The organism is Citrobacter sp. Ct235, assembly GCF_030332305.1.
GTDB classification, from domain to species: domain Bacteria; phylum Pseudomonadota; class Gammaproteobacteria; order Enterobacterales; family Enterobacteriaceae; genus Citrobacter_A; species Citrobacter_A telavivensis.
The window spans coordinates 76,993-94,773 of record NZ_JAOWIC010000039.1 but is presented as its reverse complement, the minus strand read 5'-3'; the positions used below and the strand labels follow the sequence as shown (position 1 = coordinate 94,773).

General features: G+C 54.4%; 18 protein-coding genes. 12 read left to right on the top strand and 6 right to left on the bottom strand.

The genetic code is table 11. The features are described from left to right. Nucleotides 1–16: 16 nt before the first annotated feature. Genes OGY35_RS04775 through OGY35_RS04760 form a run of 4 tightly spaced genes read left to right on the top strand, consistent with a single transcriptional unit; the run spans nt 17 to nt 3,494 of the window. On the top strand, nt 17–1,294 hold the full coding sequence (locus tag OGY35_RS04775; RefSeq protein WP_286631559.1) for a zinc-binding dehydrogenase: 1,278 nt from the start codon (nt 17–19) through the stop codon (nt 1,292–1,294). Continuing rightward, nucleotides 1,291–2,262 (top strand): class II fructose-bisphosphatase, encoded by a 972-nt coding sequence (gene glpX, locus OGY35_RS04770; protein WP_286631558.1) that lies wholly within the window; start codon nt 1,291–1,293, stop codon nt 2,260–2,262. Before OGY35_RS04775 ends, glpX begins: the two co-directional genes overlap by 4 nt. Nucleotides 2,263–2,277: 15 nt before the next feature. Beyond that, nucleotides 2,278–2,787 (top strand): MltR family transcriptional regulator, encoded by a 510-nt coding sequence (locus OGY35_RS04765; protein WP_152405977.1) that lies wholly within the window; start codon nt 2,278–2,280, stop codon nt 2,785–2,787. Next, complete coding sequence (locus OGY35_RS04760) at nt 2,784–3,494, top strand: nucleoside/nucleotide kinase family protein (RefSeq protein ID WP_286631557.1); 711 nt, start codon at nt 2,784–2,786, stop codon at nt 3,492–3,494. Before OGY35_RS04765 ends, OGY35_RS04760 begins: the two co-directional genes overlap by 4 nt. Here the strand turns inward: OGY35_RS04760 and OGY35_RS04755 are convergent. From OGY35_RS04755 to OGY35_RS04735, 5 genes are read right to left on the bottom strand one after another with little or no spacing between them, the layout of a single operon-like run. Further along, nucleotides 3,451–4,134, bottom strand: coding sequence for an ABC transporter ATP-binding protein (locus OGY35_RS04755; protein WP_286631556.1), 684 nt, complete (start codon nt 4,132–4,134; stop codon nt 3,451–3,453). The genes OGY35_RS04760 and OGY35_RS04755 overlap by 44 nt on opposite strands. Continuing rightward, entirely contained in the window at nt 4,128–4,805 is a 678-nt protein-coding gene (locus tag OGY35_RS04750; RefSeq protein ID WP_286631555.1) for an energy-coupling factor ABC transporter ATP-binding protein, read from the bottom strand. The genes OGY35_RS04755 and OGY35_RS04750 overlap by 7 nt, the downstream gene beginning before the upstream one ends. Then, entirely contained in the window at nt 4,793–5,500 is a 708-nt protein-coding gene (locus tag OGY35_RS04745) for an energy-coupling factor transporter transmembrane component T family protein (protein WP_286631554.1), read from the bottom strand. The genes OGY35_RS04750 and OGY35_RS04745 overlap by 13 nt, the downstream gene beginning before the upstream one ends. Further along, the gene (locus tag OGY35_RS04740; RefSeq protein WP_152405972.1) at nt 5,501–6,079 is read right to left on the bottom strand and encodes an ECF transporter S component; all 579 of its coding nucleotides are present in this window, start codon (nt 6,077–6,079) and stop codon (nt 5,501–5,503) included. A 10-nt stretch (nt 6,080–6,089) separates the two neighbouring features. Beyond that, nucleotides 6,090–6,533, bottom strand: a complete 444-nt coding sequence (locus OGY35_RS04735; RefSeq protein ID WP_286631553.1) for a PPC domain-containing DNA-binding protein — start codon at nt 6,531–6,533, stop codon at nt 6,090–6,092. 365 nt (nt 6,534–6,898) lie between these two features. Here OGY35_RS04735 and epd point away from each other — a divergent pair, with 365 nt between their 5' ends. From epd to fbaA, 3 genes are all read left to right on the top strand, one after another. Further along, nucleotides 6,899–7,918 (top strand): erythrose-4-phosphate dehydrogenase, encoded by a 1,020-nt coding sequence (epd, locus tag OGY35_RS04730; protein WP_286631552.1) that lies wholly within the window; start codon nt 6,899–6,901, stop codon nt 7,916–7,918. 51 nt (nt 7,919–7,969) lie between these two features. Then, the gene (pgk, locus tag OGY35_RS04725; RefSeq protein WP_152405969.1) at nt 7,970–9,133 is read left to right on the top strand and encodes a phosphoglycerate kinase; all 1,164 of its coding nucleotides are present in this window, start codon (nt 7,970–7,972) and stop codon (nt 9,131–9,133) included. Between the two features lie 90 nt (nt 9,134–9,223). Then, nucleotides 9,224–10,303, top strand: a complete 1,080-nt coding sequence (fbaA, locus tag OGY35_RS04720; RefSeq protein WP_152405968.1) for a class II fructose-bisphosphate aldolase — start codon at nt 9,224–9,226, stop codon at nt 10,301–10,303. 127 nt (nt 10,304–10,430) lie between these two features. Here fbaA and OGY35_RS04715 read toward each other — a convergent pair whose 3' ends face one another. Continuing rightward, nucleotides 10,431–11,336: a carbamate kinase gene (locus OGY35_RS04715; RefSeq protein ID WP_286631551.1), complete on the bottom strand. Its 906-nt coding sequence runs from the start codon at nt 11,334–11,336 to the stop codon at nt 10,431–10,433. A gap of 335 nt (nt 11,337–11,671) precedes the next feature. Here OGY35_RS04715 and OGY35_RS04710 point away from each other — a divergent pair, with 335 nt between their 5' ends. From OGY35_RS04710 to allS, 5 genes are all read left to right on the top strand, one after another. After that, a complete protein-coding gene (locus tag OGY35_RS04710) occupies nt 11,672–12,895 on the top strand; it encodes an MFS transporter (RefSeq protein ID WP_286631550.1) in 1,224 nt (407 codons plus the stop codon). A 12-nt stretch (nt 12,896–12,907) separates the two neighbouring features. Beyond that, nucleotides 12,908–14,569, top strand: a complete 1,662-nt coding sequence (locus OGY35_RS04705; protein ID WP_286631549.1) for an acyl-CoA synthetase FdrA — start codon at nt 12,908–12,910, stop codon at nt 14,567–14,569. A 15-nt stretch (nt 14,570–14,584) separates the two neighbouring features. Beyond that, a complete protein-coding gene (locus OGY35_RS04700) occupies nt 14,585–15,847 on the top strand; it encodes a YlbE family protein (RefSeq protein ID WP_178823602.1) in 1,263 nt (420 codons plus the stop codon). Between the two features lie 100 nt (nt 15,848–15,947). Further along, nucleotides 15,948–16,775 (top strand): oxamate carbamoyltransferase subunit AllH family protein, encoded by an 828-nt coding sequence (locus tag OGY35_RS04695; protein ID WP_286631548.1) that lies wholly within the window; start codon nt 15,948–15,950, stop codon nt 16,773–16,775. Next, complete coding sequence (allS, locus tag OGY35_RS04690) at nt 16,732–17,670, top strand: HTH-type transcriptional activator AllS (RefSeq protein ID WP_152405962.1); 939 nt, start codon at nt 16,732–16,734, stop codon at nt 17,668–17,670. The genes OGY35_RS04695 and allS overlap by 44 nt, the downstream gene beginning before the upstream one ends. The last annotated feature ends 111 nt before the right edge of the window (nt 17,671–17,781 follow it).

Genomic DNA, 17,781 nt, shown 5'->3' with positions numbered 1-17,781 from the left:
GGTTCCTGGAGTAAATATGAAAACGAAAGTTGCTGCAATATATGGCAAACAGGATGTCCGTATCCGTGAGTTTGAATTACCTGAAATTACGGAAAATGAACTGTTAGTCAGCGTGATTTCTGACAGCGTATGTTTATCCACCTGGAAGGCCGCGACATTAGGCAGTGAACATAAGCGAGTTCCTGATGACCTGGAAAATCACCCGGTGATTACCGGTCACGAATGCGCCGGGATCATTGTTGAAGTAGGAAAAAACCTGACCGGGAAATATAAGAAAGGGCAGCGTTTTGTTTTACAACCCGCAATGGGATTGCCGAGCGGTTATTCTGCGGGATACAGCTACGAATATTTCGGTGGTAATGCCACGTATATGATTATTCCTGAGGTCGCGGTAAATCTGGGTTGCGTATTGCCGTACCACGGTTCTTATTTTGCGGCCGCGTCGCTGGCGGAACCGATGTGCTGCATTATTGGTGCCTATAAGGCGAATTATCATACAACGCCTTATGTTTATGAGCATCGAATGGGAATTAAGCCCGGTGGCAATATTGCTCTTTTAGCCTGCGCCGGGCCAATGGGGATTGGGGCGATTGATTATGCCATTAACGGTGGGCTCAAACCGTCGCGCGTGGTGGTCGTGGATATCGATGAAACGCGTCTGGAGCAGGCTAAAAAGCTGCTTCCGGTCGAACGGGCCGCGGGTAAGGGAATCGAACTCATTTATGTGAATTCGTCTGGTATGGCTGACCCTGCGACGCAACTGCGTGAACTAACGGGCGGAACCGGGTTTGATGACGTTTTTGTCTATGCCGCCGTGCCGGCCGTTGTGGAGATGGCTGACGATATTCTGGCAGAAGACGGTTGCCTGAACTTCTTCGCCGGTCCGACGGAGAGTCGCTTTAAAGTGCCCTTTAATTTTTACAACGTGCATTACAACAGTACACATGTGGTCGGAACCTCCGGCGGTTCTACTGATGATATGAAAGAGGCGATTGCACTGAGCGCAACGGGCCAGCTTCAGCCGTCGTTTATGGTGACCCATATTGGCGGTCTCGATGCGGTGCCAGATACCGTACTGAACTTGCCGGATATTCCGGGCGGCAAGAAGCTTATCTATAACGGTGTGACGATGCCGCTGACGGCCATTGCTGATTTCGCCGAGAAAGGCAAAACCGATCCGTTGTTCCGGGAACTGGCGCGGTTAGTGGCACAGACGCACGGTATCTGGAACGAGAAGGCGGAAAGATACCTGCTGGCGCAGTTTGGCGTGGATATTGGGGAGGCGGCAGCATGAAGTCTCTGGCATGGCCGCTATTTCGCATCACGGAGCAGGCAGCGCTGGCTGCCTGGCCGCAAACCGGCTGTGGTGATAAGAACAAAATCGATGGCCTGGCGGTTAGCGCGATGCGCTCGGCCCTGAATGATATTGCCATTCGCGGGCGCATTGTCATTGGCGAGGGCGAGATCGATAACGCCCCCATGTTGTGGATTGGCGAAGAGGTCGGCAGCGGCAGCGGACCGGAGGTTGATATCGCCGTCGATCCCATTGAAGGTACCCGAATGGTCGCGATGGGGCAGAGCAATGCGCTGGCGGTCATGGCGTTTGCGCCGCGGGGAAGTTTGTTACATGCCCCTGATATGTACATGAAAAAACTGGTTGTTAACCGACAGGCGAAAGGGGTGATTAATCTGGCGCGACCGCTAGCGGACAATCTGCGTCATGTGGCGAAAGCGCTGGGCAAACCCCTGGAGCGACTGCGCATGGCTACGCTTGATAAACCGCGACTTCAGCCAGCGATTGCCGACGCCACGCAGTTAGGGGTGAAAGTCTTTGCCCTGCCTGATGGTGATGTGGCGGCCAGCGTTCTGGCCTGTCTGCAGGATAATCCCTATGACCTGATGTATACCATTGGCGGTGCGCCAGAAGGCGTGATTTCTGCCTGCGCGGTGAAAGCGTTGGGGGGCGATATGCAGGCCGAGCTGATCGATTTTTGTGAAGCGAAAGGCGACAGCGCAGCGCATCGTCTGATTGCCGCCCAGGAGCGTCAGCGATGCGCGGAAATGGGCGTCGAGGTCAATCGGGTCTATACGCTTAATGAGCTGGTGGCGGGAAATAACGTCCTCTTTAGCGCGACCGGAGTGACCGGCGGCGATCTTGTGAATGGGATCCAGCAGGTCGCGAAAGGGGTGCGCACGCAAACTTTACTGATCGGTGGCGCGGATCGAACGTGTAATATAATAGACTCTCTGCATTCATGGTGATTTATCGAGAAACGAATGACGACGCTGACAGAAGACGATGTGCTGGAGCAACTGGATGCTCAACATGACTTACTTTCGTTTATGACGACGGCACATAACATTTTGCTACAGGGCATTAAGCGCTTTCTGCCGTCGCTATTTGTCGATAACGATGAAGAGATTGTGGAATATGCCGTAAAGCCGTTACTTGCCCAGAGTGGGCCGCTTGATGATATTGACGTTGCGCTACGCCTGATTTACGCGCTGGGAAAAATGGACAAATGGCTTTATGCCGACATTACGCATTTTTCCCAGTTTTATCAGTATGTCAGCGAACGGGATGAGAGCCCGCAATTTGCCGATGACATCACCTGGGATTTTATCAGCAACGTCAACAGTATCACCCGAAATACGACCTTATATAGCGCGCTGGAGTCGATGAAATTTGCCGACTTTGCGGCGTGGTCTGAGGTGCGTTTTACCGGAATGGTCAAGACGGCAATGACGCTGGCGGTGACGACAATTTTGAAGGAATTAACACCGTGAAAATCGGACTGATGGTCAACGGGTTGCGGGTTGAAGCCCATTATCATGATGATGAAATAGAGAACGTTCATAAACCGTTATTACGACGACTGGCAAACGTCCATTCCATGAATGCCAGACAACGCACGATTGTTTTTCTGAGTGCGCCGCCCGGTACCGGGAAATCCACACTGACCACGTTCTGGGAATCTCTCTCTCGTCAGGATCCCTCTCTGCCGGAGATCCAGACGCTGCCGATGGATGGTTTTCATCATTACAACGACTGGCTGAATGCCCACAACCTGCGTGCTTACAAAGGGGCACCTGAGACGTTTGACGTTGATAAACTGGCGCAGAATCTGCGCCAGATTAGAGAAGGCGAAGGGACCTGGCCACAGTATGACCGGCAAAAGCACGATCCGGTTGAAGACGCGATTGTGGTGAGCGCGCCGATTGTCATTGTGGAAGGCAACTGGCTGCTACGGGATGACGAAAGATGGCGGGCGCTGGCGGCGTTCTGCGATTTTTCTCTGTTCATTCGTGCGCCAGCGGAAGCCCTGCATGCACGGCTGGTAGGGCGCAAACTGGCTGGAGGATTATCGCCAGCCGATGCCGAAGCGTTTTATCTGCGTACGGATGGGCCGAATGTTCATCGGGTTCTGGAGAACAGTCGGTCAGCCGATCTTACTCTGGAGATGACGGCGTCAGGAGCGTATCGGATTGCGTGAGCGTTTTATGATGAAGTCGAACAACCCGCGAGAAGTGACGTTGGATAAAAGCAGCGTCATGGCTTATGGCGACAACGCAGGTTCCTCGTTCGCGGCAGACGGCAAGCCAGTTTTCAAACACGGCTTGCCAGTGGTGGTCGAAATCCCGGCTGGGTTCATCAAGTAGCAAAACGGTCGGAGCCATCGCTTCCAGACTGGCGACGGCAACCATGCGTCGTTGCGCGGTATGGAGATCCAGCGGATGCGCGTCGGCAACGTCCTGTAGATGGCACAGCCGTAACGCGGCCTGAGTGCGGCGGTTAATGTCGTCGGCTGGCAATTGCTGTAGCGTTAAACCAAAAGCCACTTCATCGGCAACGTTACTGTGAAAGATCTGATTTTCCGCTTCCTGAAACAGGACCCCAAAGTGTCGGGCGCGCTGACGGTTTTTGAGCTGCGCAAGGGGCGTTTGCTGAAAGATGACCTCGCCGGAACAGGGGGAAAGCAATCCGGCCATAATTCGCAGGAGTGTGGATTTCCCGGCGCCATTATCGCCCGTTAACGCCAGCCATTCCCCCTCTCTGAGTTCCAGCGAAATGTCACGCAAGCAGTCATCGGTTGCATTCGGCCAGCGATAAGTCATCTGATTTAACGTCAGCATAATGGTATTAGCGCTCCGTCACGCAGTTGCCATGCCCGTTGGCAGCGAGTAAGAAATGAGAAGTGATGACGTTCGAAAAGCACGATAAGAGAATGTTGCGCCAGCGCCCATTGTTGCAACCGCGCCAGTAGCATATCGGTGGCCTGCAATGTCAGGCGGCTGAACGCTTCATCCAGTATGAGTAATTTCGGCATCATCGCGAGCGCACTGGCAATCACTACGCGCTGAGTTTCTCCACCGGAGAGCGTCCCGGGATGGCGATGGCGCAGCGGCTCACACGCTGTCAGGGCCAGCGCATCATCAATCCGGCGCATAATCTCCGCCTCGTCCAGACAGAGATTTTCCGGGCCAAAAGCAACCTCTTCTTCAACGCTGAAAGTACAACCTGAAAGCTGCAGATAAGGCGATTGTTGCACCAACTGGATGGTGGAAGCCTGCTCCACCAGCGGCAATTTACCGACAGGATTACCCAGTAGCGTTCCTTTGCCCTGAATTTCGCCAGGCAGGAAGTCCGGATACCAGCCGGCCATAAGCTGTGCCAGCGTGCTTTTCCCGCTGCCGTTATCCCCTAATATTGCCACCATTCCGGGCGCTGAATGGTGGAACGTAAAGCATGACGGTGGGCGTGTGGCATGGACAGGAAGATAGCGAAACTGTTCTAGCGTAACCATATCCAGACTCCTGTCTCTGCCAGTATCAATACCAACATGCCGTAACGTGCCAGGCGCTGGAAGGTGCTGTCTTTCGGCGCCCACAGCGTCGTTCGCGTGCGATGCAGGCGAAATCCCCGCATATCCAGCGCCGCGCCGCGTACGGCCAAATCGTTGAGTGCATTATGGGTGAGGGGAACGATCAGGGCAGGCATTGCGCGTAAGCGCTGATGCCACGCTTCATCCAGCGGGACGCCGCGAGCCCGCTGCGCCTCATAAATAATCGCCAGTTGCCGTTTGAGTTGTTCAACGACCAGCAACGGACCGGCGAGCAGATAAGCGATGCCCGGAGGCAGACGTGATGCGAACAGCGCCCGAATAACGCGTTGAACCGGCACGTACTGCATCCAGAGTTGAGACGTCGAAACAATGGCCATAATGCGCAGCCACAGCGTAACGGCGTCTGCCCAGCGCTGCGGATCCCGGGGACGACCGCTGATCCATTCCGTCAGCCAGCCACCATGTACCAGCCACAGTCCCACCCCCAAAGAGCACATTAGCCAGGCTACGTATTTTGCCCGTCGCCGTGTCGACTTCCACACCAACAGACTGAGAAAGGTGGCTGCGCTGTATACCGGCAGAACGGTCTGCGCGGGAAGAAGCAAGGTGGAGCAGGCAGCCAGCGCCCACAATGTCAACGAGGTAAACGGGTGCATTTAACGCACGGCTGACATTGTTGGGAAGTGGCGTGTTGTACGTAACGGCAGCTGGCGCAAAAGGGTCCAGACGATAATAGCGGTCAGAATTTTATCGACTAAATTTGCGCCCAGTACGGTAATAGCAACAGACTCCACCAGATTCTGACCAACAGAGTGCATCCAGGCGACAAATAAATCGGCACCGCTGCCGGTTACGCCACCAAAGAGTGTGGTGCGTATTGGCACCGCGACCAGCGTGACGGCCAGGGTAATGACCACGCCGCTGACGACCACTTTTGGCAACGTGCGAAACCAACCGGCCCGCGCCAGCCACCCGGCGACGAGGCCGATGACCATCGCCACAGGCGCAAAGGCCGCGGCGATCGGGTCGGTTAACAGCCCCCAAAGTAAATTAGTCAGCAGGCCAGTCAACATGCCGATGACCGGGCCAAGCAGAACGGCGCTGATCAACGTGCCAATAGAGTCGAGAAAAATGGGGAGTTTAAGCATGCTAATAAGCTGACCGCCAACCATATTGATCGCGATGGCAATGACAATGAGCACTAAAGACTGGCTGGAAAACGGGCGACGCGCCATAAGTAACCTCTTATTGAGTCGTTAAAACACGGGGTGAGATATGCAGTTCGTCATAACCGGAAAGGGGGCATGGCTGACGGCTAAACGCCAGTCCTGTGAGTTCGCCAATCACCAGTTCAAGCGTTGTACGCACGGTACAACCTGGCATCATGTGCCCTCCAAGCATCGCGCCTTGCGGATCCGAGACGCTCAGATGCAGATGCTCGCCGGTCAACTCCAGCGTGCCATTCAGCGCAATGACCTCCCATGTTCCCGTCAGCCATGTGGTTGCTTCTTGTCCGGCATAGCGCAGAGCGACATTCGTCAGGCTGCCAGTGCACCCGGCGATCCAGCCGGCGCGCAGCGAGTGTTGCTGAATAAATTCATGAAGTTGGGAAAAGATTTCCTGGCCGGGTTGCAGGCGAAGGGCGTAAAAACGCGCTTCTGATGAAGGGGGAATCGGTGTGGTCATCATTTGCGGGTCTCCGAGACTCGGACGTAACGCCGATCATATAGACGCTGACGAATGTGCTCTCTGATATAAATCAGGATTTTCGACACGGCAACGAAAAGATCTTGCTACGCTTATTCGCGATTCTGGAATAAATTCCGCGACAGTGAGTCCTGAAATGTGATGTAGGTCAGATAACTGTCTTCTTCGACTGGACAATCATTCCTTTTATTCCCCGTTTCGCTTATTCTAGCTGAAGCGTTTCAGTCGATTAAATGTTCGACAAATAATCAATCAGTCGCAGTTTGCGACAGGTAAGGTTTCCCTGAACGATGCGCTGGATTACTCTGTCAGCCACATCTGATTCGGGATAGCCTTGCAGGAGATCTATGACCGTACGCGTAGCGATTAATGGCTTCGGTCGCATCGGACGTAATGTGGTTCGTGCTTTATATGAATCCGGACGTCGGGCGGAAATCACCGTGGTGGCAATCAATGAACTGGCGGATGCCTCTGGCATGGCGCATTTGTTGAAATATGACACCAGCCATGGGCGTTTTGCATGGGACGTTCGCCAGGAGCGCGAGCAGCTCATGGTGGGCGACGACGCGATTCGCATTCTGCATGAGTCCTCGCTTGAGGCGCTGCCCTGGCGCGAACTGGGCGTTGATATCGTGCTGGACTGTACGGGCGTCTACGGAAACCGTGAACACGGCGAGGCGCATATCGCCGCAGGCGCGAAGAAAGTGCTCTTTTCACATCCTGGCAGTAACGATCTCGACGCCACCGTGGTATTTGGCGTCAATCAGGATCAACTCCGCGCGGAACACCGCATCGTCTCCAATGCTTCCTGCACCACGAATTGTATCATTCCCATTATCAAATTATTGGATGATGCCTATGGCATCGAATCCGGTACGGTGACGACTATTCACTCCGCGATGCACGATCAGCAGGTTATTGATGCATACCATCCTGACCTGCGCCGTACGCGCGCGGCGAGTCAGTCGATCATTCCGGTGGATACCAAACTGGCGGCTGGCATCACCCGTATTTTCCCGCAGTTTAACGATCGTTTCGAAGCGATAGCGGTGCGGGTACCGACGATAAACGTCACGGCAATCGACTTAAGCGTGACGGTGATGAAGCCAGTAAAAGCTAATGAAGTCAACCAGTTGCTGCAAAAAGCGGCACAAGGTGCATTTCATGATATAGTTGACTATACGGAATTACCGTTGGTCTCAGTCGATTTTAATCATGACCCGCATAGCGCCATTGTTGATGGTACGCAAACGCGGGTCAGTGGCGCGCACCTTATTAAGACACTGGTCTGGTGTGACAATGAATGGGGCTTCGCTAACAGAATGCTCGACACCACGTTAGCGATGGCTGCAAAAGGTTTCAGGTAGGGCGCGAAGGCGCCTGCAAAACTTTATCAAGAATCAACGAGAGGATTCACCATGTCTGTAATCAAGATGACCGATTTGGATCTTGCTGGTAAACGTGTTTTTATCCGTGCGGATCTGAACGTACCAGTTAAAGAAGGGAAAGTGACCAGCGATGCGCGTATCCGTGCTTCTCTGCCGACCATTGAACTGGCCCTGAAACAGGGTGCTAAAGTCATGGTAACTTCCCACCTGGGTCGTCCTACCGAAGGCGAGTACAACGAAGAATTCTCTCTGCTGCCGGTTGTTAATTACCTGAAAGACAAACTGTCTAATCCGGTTCGCCTGGTAAAAGATTACCTCGACGGCGTTGAAGTGGCTGCCGGTGAACTGGTGGTTCTGGAAAACGTTCGCTTTAACAAAGGCGAGAAGAAAGACGACGAAGCGCTGTCCAAAAAATACGCTGCACTGTGCGACGTGTTCGTGATGGACGCCTTTGGTACGGCTCACCGTGCGCAGGCTTCTACTCACGGTATCGGCAAATTTGCTGACGTCGCGTGCGCCGGTCCACTGCTGGCAGCCGAACTTGACGCGCTGGGTAAAGCGCTGAAAGAACCGGCTCGTCCGATGGTTGCTATCGTAGGTGGTTCTAAAGTATCTACCAAGCTGACCGTTCTGGACTCCCTGTCTAAAATCGCTGACCAGCTGATCGTTGGCGGCGGCATTGCGAACACCTTCGTTGCCGCTCAGGGCCACAATGTGGGCAAATCCCTGTACGAAGCCGATCTGGTTGATGAAGCCAAACGTCTGCTGACCACTTGCGATATCCCGGTTCCGACTGACGTTCGCGTCGCGACCGAGTTCTCTGAAAGCGCTGCAGCCACGCTGAAATCCGTCAACGACGTAAAAGAAGACGAGCAGATCCTGGATATCGGCGACGCTTCTGCACACCAACTTGCTGAAATTCTGAAGAATGCAAAAACCATTCTGTGGAACGGTCCGGTAGGCGTGTTTGAATTCCCGAACTTCCGTAAAGGGACTGAAATCGTGGCTAACGCGATTGCAGACAGCGACGCATTCTCTATCGCAGGCGGCGGCGACACTCTGGCTGCTATCGACCTGTTCGGTATTGCTGACAAAATCTCCTACATCTCCACTGGCGGCGGCGCATTCCTCGAATTCGTGGAAGGTAAAGTTCTGCCTGCAGTAGCGATGCTCGAAGAGCGCGCTAAGAAGTAAGACATTCATGGGCAGGGAAACCTGCCCAATTTTCAGCGCGCTTTAGTAGCACGCACCCCTTTCCAAGGCCGAAGATACAGGACTCGTAACATGTCTAAAATTTTTGATTTCGTAAAACCTGGCGTTATCACCGGTGATGACGTACAGAAAGTTTTCCAGGTAGCAAAAGAAAACAACTTCGCTCTGCCAGCCGTTAACTGCGTGGGTACCGACTCTATCAACGCCGTTCTGGAAACCGCTGCAAAAGTTAAAGCGCCGGTCATCGTGCAGTTCTCTAACGGTGGCGCTGCGTTCATCGCGGGTAAAGGCGTGAAAACTGACGTTCCTCAGGGTGCGGCAATCCTGGGCGCTATCTCTGGTGCGCACCACGTACATCAGATGGCTGAGCACTACGGTGTTCCGGTTATCCTGCACACTGACCACTGCGCGAAGAAACTGCTGCCGTGGATCGACGGTCTGCTGGACGCGGGTGAAAAACACTTCGCGGCAACCGGTAAACCACTGTTCTCTTCTCACATGATCGACCTGTCTGAAGAGTCACTGGAAGAGAACATTGAAATCTGCTCCAAATACCTGGCGCGCATGTCCAAAATGGGCATGACCCTGGAAATCGAACTGGGTTGCACCGGTGGTGAAGAAGATGGTGTGGATAACAGCCACATGGACGCTTCTGCTCTGTACACCCAGCCGGAAGACGTTGATTACGCGTACACCGAGCTGAGCAAAATCAGCCCGCGTTTCACCATCGCGGCTTCCTTCGGTAACGTACACGGCGTTTACAAGCCGGGTAACGTGGTTCTGACCCCGACCATCCTGCGCGACTCTCAGGACTATGTTTCTAAGAAACACAACCTGCCGCACAACAGCCTGAACTTCGTCTTCCACGGTGGTTCCGGTTCTACCGCTCAGGAAATCAAAGACTCCGTAAGCTACGGCGTAGTGAAAATGAACATTGATACCGATACCCAATGGGCGACCTGGGAAGGTGTTCTGAACTACTACAAAGCGAACGAAGCGTATCTGCAGGGTCAGTTGGGCAACCCGAAAGGTGAAGATCAGCCGAACAAGAAATACTACGATCCGCGCGTATGGCTGCGTGCTGGTCAGGCAACGATGATCACCCGTCTGGAACAGGCTTTCAAAGAACTGAACGCGATCGACGTTCTGTAATGTCGTCAGCTGATTGTAAAAATGGCTTCCTTCGGGAAGCCTTTTTTTTGCTTTGTTGCCGGAGGATGTTGTAGGCCGGATAAGACGCTTGAGCGTCGCCATCCGGCAATGACAAACGGCAGGGCGTTTACTGTGTCACGCAGGTGCCTTTCTCGCCCATTAATATCTGCGGCGCATCTTTCAGGGCGCCAATAAACGCCGAACTTCCGGTTTGCTTAACAAACTGGATCACTGCCGCCGCCTTTGGACCCATCGCGCCGTCTGGTGCAGCAAACGGTGCCAGCTCTTCTGTCGTGACATGTCGCAATGCGCGCGCCTGCGGCGTTCCCCAGTGTTCATAAACGGCATCGGCATCGGTCAGGATCAGCAGGTGATCGGCGTTGATGGCATTCGCCAGCACTGCCGCTGTCAGATCTTTATCGATCACCGCTTCGGTTCCCTGGTAGCCGTCGCCCTGAGCCACCACCGGAACACCGCCGCCACCACAGCAAATCACCGTATGTCCCGCTTCCATCAACATCTGGATGGCATCGCTGTCGAGGATAGCTTGCGGCCTCGGTGAGGGAACGACCCGACGGATGTACTGCCCGTCTGCCTTCATTGTCCAGCCATAACGTTGTTCCAGTTCAGTCTGCTGATCGGGTTGATACACCGGCCCGATGTACTTGCCCGGTGCGCAAAATGCCTCATCCTGTGGATCCACTTCCACACGTGTCATCAGGGTTGTCACCGGCGCGGCCCCTGCGTTTTGTGTCAGCGCCTGGGCGATAGCGACGCCAATCATTCCCTGGCTTTCGGCCACCAGAATATCCAGCGGCCAGGCGGGCGCTTCCGTGTATGCCGCGTTCTGTAACGCCAGCAATCCCACCTGAGGCCCATTGCCATGCACAATCACCAGTTGGTAATCGCGGGCCAGCATTGTCACCATTTGTGCAAAAACCTGAATGCTTCGCTGTTGGTTTTCCGCGCTCAATACTTCTCCGCGCTGTAATAACGCATTACCGCCCAGCGCAATGACCAGTTTCTTTTTCATTATGACCTCAATGTGCAAAATATCTCGTGGTCAAAATAACGTTCCTGGCTTTTTATAATGTGACTTATTCGACAGCTTATTGACTGATAAAAATAACGCGTTAATTCGGATTGTTTTTAATTACTTTGTTTAAAATATTTAAAAAATGATTGTTAGACTTTTTTTAATAATGCTGCGGTCAGTTCCCAGGAATTTATAACAATGGATTTTGTGTGACTTTGCTCAAACGAAATGACCTCACGGCCCGATATGGTGGGTATAGTTAAAACATCAAGCCTCATCAATCGTCAGATAACCTGAGGTGTTCAACGGTAAATATTACCGGGAGATTACTTATGTCTGAATCATGTGAAGTGACTGAGGTCACGAAGAAAAAAGGAATACCGGCCTGGTGGGTTACCATTTTCCTGTTCTGGCTGGGATGGATTTTTATGTATGCCGACCGGACGGTATTGAACCCGGTGATGGGCGAACTGGAGAAAGAGTTTGGCTTAAGTGGAACACAATTAGGCATTCTTAATTCTGTATTTTATTTTTCTTATGCGTTATTACAGGTTCCGGCGGGAATACTGGGTGACAAAATCGGTAAGAAAAAAGTGCTGGTGCCAGGGTTTATTCTCTTTGGCGTTTTCACCGCGGTGACCGGTTGGGCAAAAAGCTGGTACACGTTGCTGTTTGCCCGCGTGGTAACCGGTGCGGGAGAAGGGACCTATTACGGTCCTCAGTACGGCCTTTCTTCTGAGCAAATCCCTAAAAAGTATCGCTCGCTGGGCAGTGCAATTATCAATAGCGGCATGGCTTTTGGTATCGCGCTGGGGCTGATGACCTCAAGCTGGCTGGTGTACGATCAGGGGCATTCATGGCGGATGCCGTTCTACGTGATGGCGATCCCTTCGGTGCTGGTGGGGGTAGCGATCTGGCTGTTTGTGAAAGAAAAGAAACGCACCGTAGATACCAATGGTCAGCCGGTAAAAAAAGGGAAATTCAGCGATCTCCTGAAAAACCGCAACCTCGTTCTGACCTATATTATGGTGTTCTGTAGCCTGTTTGGTTTCTTCGTTATTCTGACCTGGCTTCCCTATTATCTGCAAAATGAGCGCGGTATTGCCGGTAGCGAAACCGGGTTTATCTCTTCGCTGGTGGCCTGGATTTCAATACCCGGCGCGCTGTTATTCTCCAGCCTGTCTGACAAATTAGGTAAGCGTAAACCGTTAATTATGTTCCTCGTGCCGGTGGCGATCCTCAGCATGCTGTCCATTGTCTGGATGCCAAATATGACCGGCGTGATTGTCGCCCTGTGTGTTTACGGCCTTGTCGGCAAACTGGCGTTAGATCCCGTGCTGGTTGCACTGGTTGCCGATAGCGTCGATGAAAATAATTACAGCACCGCGTTTGGCTTATTTAATTTTATCGGCATGAGTTCCTCCATTCTTGCTCCGATTATTGCCGGTGCGGCGCGCGATATAACGGGCAGCCTGGCATCCAGTTTTTATGTGTCAGCCATTCTGTTAGTTGTCGGATTGGTTGCCATGCTGTTTTTGAAAGAAAAACGTACATAAGAGGTAGCGGTAATGATTTACGCCTTTATTAAAAAGGGAAGCTTTCAGGACTCCGTCAGCCTGATGATCATTTCCCGTAAATTAAGTGAGCGACCGGAAGTCGACCAGGTTTCCGTCATGATGGGAACGCCTGCGAATAAAGCGATGCTGGATTCCACAGGCTTCTGGCATGCCGATTTTGCCGAGGCCACGCCGAACGATATTTGTGTGGCGGTGCGAACGCATGACGAGCAACCCGAGATTCTCGAATTAATTCGCGAACAGCTGGAAAAAGAGTTGAGTGCGATTGCCAGCGCCTCGGGCAGTTCACAGCAACTGCTGAAGGCGCGTCGCTGGGAGAGCGCCTGCCAGAAACTACCGCAGGCCAATTTGCTGCTGGTTTCGGTTGCCGGGGAGTATGCAGCCTCCGTGGCTAAAGAGGGGCTGTTGGCGGGTAAGAACGTGATGATGTTCTCCGATAACGTACCGCTGGCGCAGGAAGTGGCGCTGAAAACGCTGGCGCGCGAGAAGGGGCTTATCGTGATGGGGCCGGACTGCGGGACGGCGATGATTGCCGGTAGCCCACTGGCATTCGCTAACGTGTTACCAGAAGGTGGAATTGGCGTGATAGGGGCGTCCGGGACCGGTATTCAGGAGGTCACCTCGCAGATTGCGCTGCACCAACAGGGCATCAGCCATGCCATCGGTTTGGGTGGGCGCGATCTGAGCGCGGAAGTGGGGGGGATCAGTGCCCTGACGGCGCTGGAGATGCTGGCTGCCGATGATGCGACTCGAGTGATTGCGTTTGTCTCCAAACCGCCGTCGCCGCAGGTCAGAACTCGCATTATCAACGCGATGCAGAGCGTCGGTAAACCGGTGGTAGCGCTCTTTCTCGGCAATAAACCGGAACAGCGTCGTGAGGGGAACGTCTGGCTGGCGGATTCGCTCTCGGATGCCGCCCAACTGGCCGTCTTACTGATGCGCGTGGCGCAGCAGCGCCTGATTCAACCCGAGGTGGCTGGAAAAGGTATTTACGGTCTGTACGCCGGCGGCACCCTCGCGGCAGAAGCGGCGATGCTGCTCTCATCCGGGCTTGGCGTTCCGGTTAGCGAAAGCCACGATGCTGGCGTCATGCTCGACGCGCAGGGCCACCGCATTGTCGATCTGGGGGATGACAGCTACACGCTGGGCCGACCGCACCCGATGATTGACCCAACCACCCGCAGCATTGAAATCGAAAAGCTGGCCGCAATGCCGGACGTCGGCGTGCTGTTGCTGGATGTGGTGCTGGGCTATGGCGCCTGCGCCGACCCGGCTGGCGCGGTTGTAGAGGCGGTCGAAAAGGTTCGTGCGGCGCGGAACGCGCCGCTGGTAACCATTGCCACCATGACCGGAACCGATGCTGACCCGCAGGGGCGCAGCGGACAAATTGACATCCTGCGCGAAGCGGGCGTCGCCGTGGTGGAAACCCTGGAGGAGGCCGTGTTGCTCGCCATCAGCCTGACACATCATCAGGACGCCCGCCCATCAGCCGAACCTGGCACTTTGCTGGATGGCGTACAGGTGATCAATGCCGGATTACGCAGCTTCGCGCTGGATCTGCAAAGCAGCGGCACGCCGGTTGTGCATTATCAGTGGGCGCCGATTGCCGGTGGCAATGCGCGTCTCGCCAGTTTACTCAAGCAGTTACATTAATTCAGAGGTACCGATATGTATTCATCAATTGCACAGGCCAACGACGCCATTATTGAACGCATTAAAGCCGCGCGCCCGCACTGGGTTGCCGTCCGTCCTGCGAAAGAGGCGGTGGTGGAATTGTCCTCAGGACGTAAGTTACTGCACGCCGGTCCGCCGATTGCCTGGGAAGAGATGACGGGGCCAATGCGCGGCGCGTGTATCGGCGCATCGCTGTTCGAAGGCTGGGCCGCCAGTGAGGAAGAAGCGGTGGCGCTGTTGAGTCGGGGTGAAGTGGAATTTATTCCCTGTCATCACGTTGGCGCCGTCGGCCCGATGGGCGGAATCACCTCTGCGAACATGCCAGTGCTGGTGGTGCGAGACGTAGTGCACGGCAATCAGTCCTGTTGCAACCTGAACGAAGGGATCGGTAAGGTCATGCGCTTCGGGGCCTACGGTGAAGATGTGCAGACACGTCTGCGCTGGATGCGCGATACGCTGGCGCCGGTGTTGCAGGAGGCGTTATCGCGTATGGAGAACGGCGTTGATTTGACGGCAATGATGGCCCAGGCGATTACGATGGGTGACGAATTCCATCAGCGTAATATCGCGGCCTCGTCGCTGCTGCTGCGTGCACTGTCCCCTGTGATTGCGGGTCTGGACCGGCCGAAAGCTGAAATCATTGAGGTGCTGCAATTCCTGAGCGTGACCGATCAGTTCTTCCTGAATCTGGCGATGGCCTACAGCAAAGCGGTGATGGATGCGGCGGCAGTGATTAAAGCCGGTTCGGTGGTGACAGCAATGACGCGCAACGGCCGTGAGTTCGGGATTCGCGTCAGCGGCACCGGCGACCGGTGGTTTACTGCACCTGTGAATACGCCGCAGGGCCTGTTCTTTACCGGCTACAGCCAGGCTGACGCCAACCCGGATATCGGTGACAGCGCCATTACCGAGACGCTGGGCATCGGCGGCGCGGCAATGATTGCCGCCCCCGGCGTGACGCGTTTCGTTGGCGCGGGCGGTATGGGCGCCGCGCTGGAAACCTCCGAAGAGATGGCGGAAATCTACCTCGCTAACAACCCGTTGTTCCAGATCCCGTCCTGGGATTTCAAAGGCGCGTGTCTGGGGCTGGATATCCGCCGCGTTGTGGAAACGGGGATTACGCCGCTTATCAACACCGGTATCGCTCACCGCGAAGCAGGGATTGGGCAGGTTGGCGCGGGTACTGTTCGCGCTCCGCTGCTCTGCTTTGAAAAAGCGCTGGAAGCGCTGGCGGAAGAGCATCACATCACGGCGTAACAGCAATGCCCGGTGGCGCTAACGCTTACCGGGCCTACGAATCTGCGTCAATCGTGGGCCGGATACGCTGAAGCCGCGATCCGGCATTTCGGAGCAACCTATGCTCATACTCAATGCTCTGGCCTGCGCCGGGCTTTATCGACTTCCTGATGGTGAATGGACGCTGCACAGTCGCTTCTCGCAGGCGATCAATTTCAGTCATGCAAACGGTGAGTTACTGACGTTATACCGCTACGGTAAAGGCATGGGACCAACCGGCATGCTGTTGAGTCATACGCAGTTTTCCCGCCTGACTGCGGTTTCGCGCCTGTACAAAACCGGGAATCTGCTGAGCGGGCAGGGAGTGACCCTTCGCTCTCAGCGCCAGCTCAGACTGCAACTCAATCCTGCTGATAGCACCCCTGTCGGGCTCTCCCGTTGTGGGCAACAAAGCGGCCTGTGCGGGGCATTGAATCAACCCCTTAATGGCATACCATTTTATTCAGAAATCATGGCTGCTCTTGCATGCTGGCATCACGGAGGGGAACCGGACTGGCGTTGGCTTATCGGGCGAGGCCCAGGACTCACGCCCAGCGGTGATGATATGCTGACAGGAATGCTGGCGGTCTTTATTGCTGCAGGGATACCGGTTCACCTTTTTTTACCCTCGATTGATCAACTGGCATTGCTGACAACGTCGGTAAGCTGTAGCTATCTTAATAGCGCCAGGCTGGGCGAATTTTCGACGCCCGTGTTGGGCGTCATGCGCAGTTTACAAACCGGACGTAATACAGACCGTGCGCTTGGCCGTCTGCTTGCGGTAGGACATACTTCCGGCGCTGACACGGTATTGGGTATCGCGTTGGCGCAACACTGGTTACAGATGGCTGACTCAAGGGGAATGCATGCTCGATCAGGAAACAATACGCACATTTATTCGGGTGGCTGAGACCGAGAGTTTTTCCCGTGCCGCCAGCTCGCTGCATAAAACGCCCGCGGCGATAAGTTATCGGATTAAAACGCTGGAAGAACAGGTGGGGACGCAGCTTTTTTTACGTACCACGCGCTCCGTCAGCCTGACCCTGGCCGGTCAGCATCTGCTCGAACATTGCCGCCAGTGGCTCAACTGGCTGGACGCCATGCCGGATGAGTTACAGCAGATCAATGCGGGCGTTGAGCGTCAGGTCAATATCGTCATCAATAATTTGCTGTATCAGCCGCAGACGACCGCCGATTTACTGACGTGGCTGCATCAACAATTTCCCTTCACCCGCTTTCAGATCTCCCGCCAGGTTTATATGGGCGTGTGGGATTCGCTGTTGTATGACGACTATCAGTTGGCGATTGGCGTGACCGGTTCCGAATCACTGTCAAACAACATTTCGTTGCTGCCGCTGGGGGATATTAGCTGGCAGTTTGTGGTGGCGCAGAATCACCCGCTGGCCAGCCATCCGGCAACGGTGTTATCGGACGACATGCTGCGTCGCTACCCCGCGATTAATATTGAAGATACTTCGCGCACGCTCACCCGCCGCGTGGCCTGGCTGCTGAGTGGACAAAAGGAGATTAAGGTTCCGGATCTCAGCACCAAGCTGGCCTGTCACTTAAGCGGCCTGGGCGTGGGTTTTTTACCGGAACGTCTGTGCCGTCCTTACGTTGAATCGGGCGCACTGGTGGCTCGTTCGGTAGTGAATCCTCGCCAGCCGTCACCGCTCTCTATCGCCTGGAAGAATGCCGGCAGTGGAAAAGTGGTCAGCGAAATTGCCGACATTTTTAAACAAAAAAATGCGCTGGTAGGAGGATTTTTGCGGATGGTGGATCGTCCCGCAGAACAGAAAAAATAGCGTCATCCGGAACTGGAACGTAACGAAAATGGCTTATTCACCCATTATTGTTTACCTTTAATGGGGTGTTTTCGTGAGATTGATCTCATTTGCTCTGATTTGTTATGACCA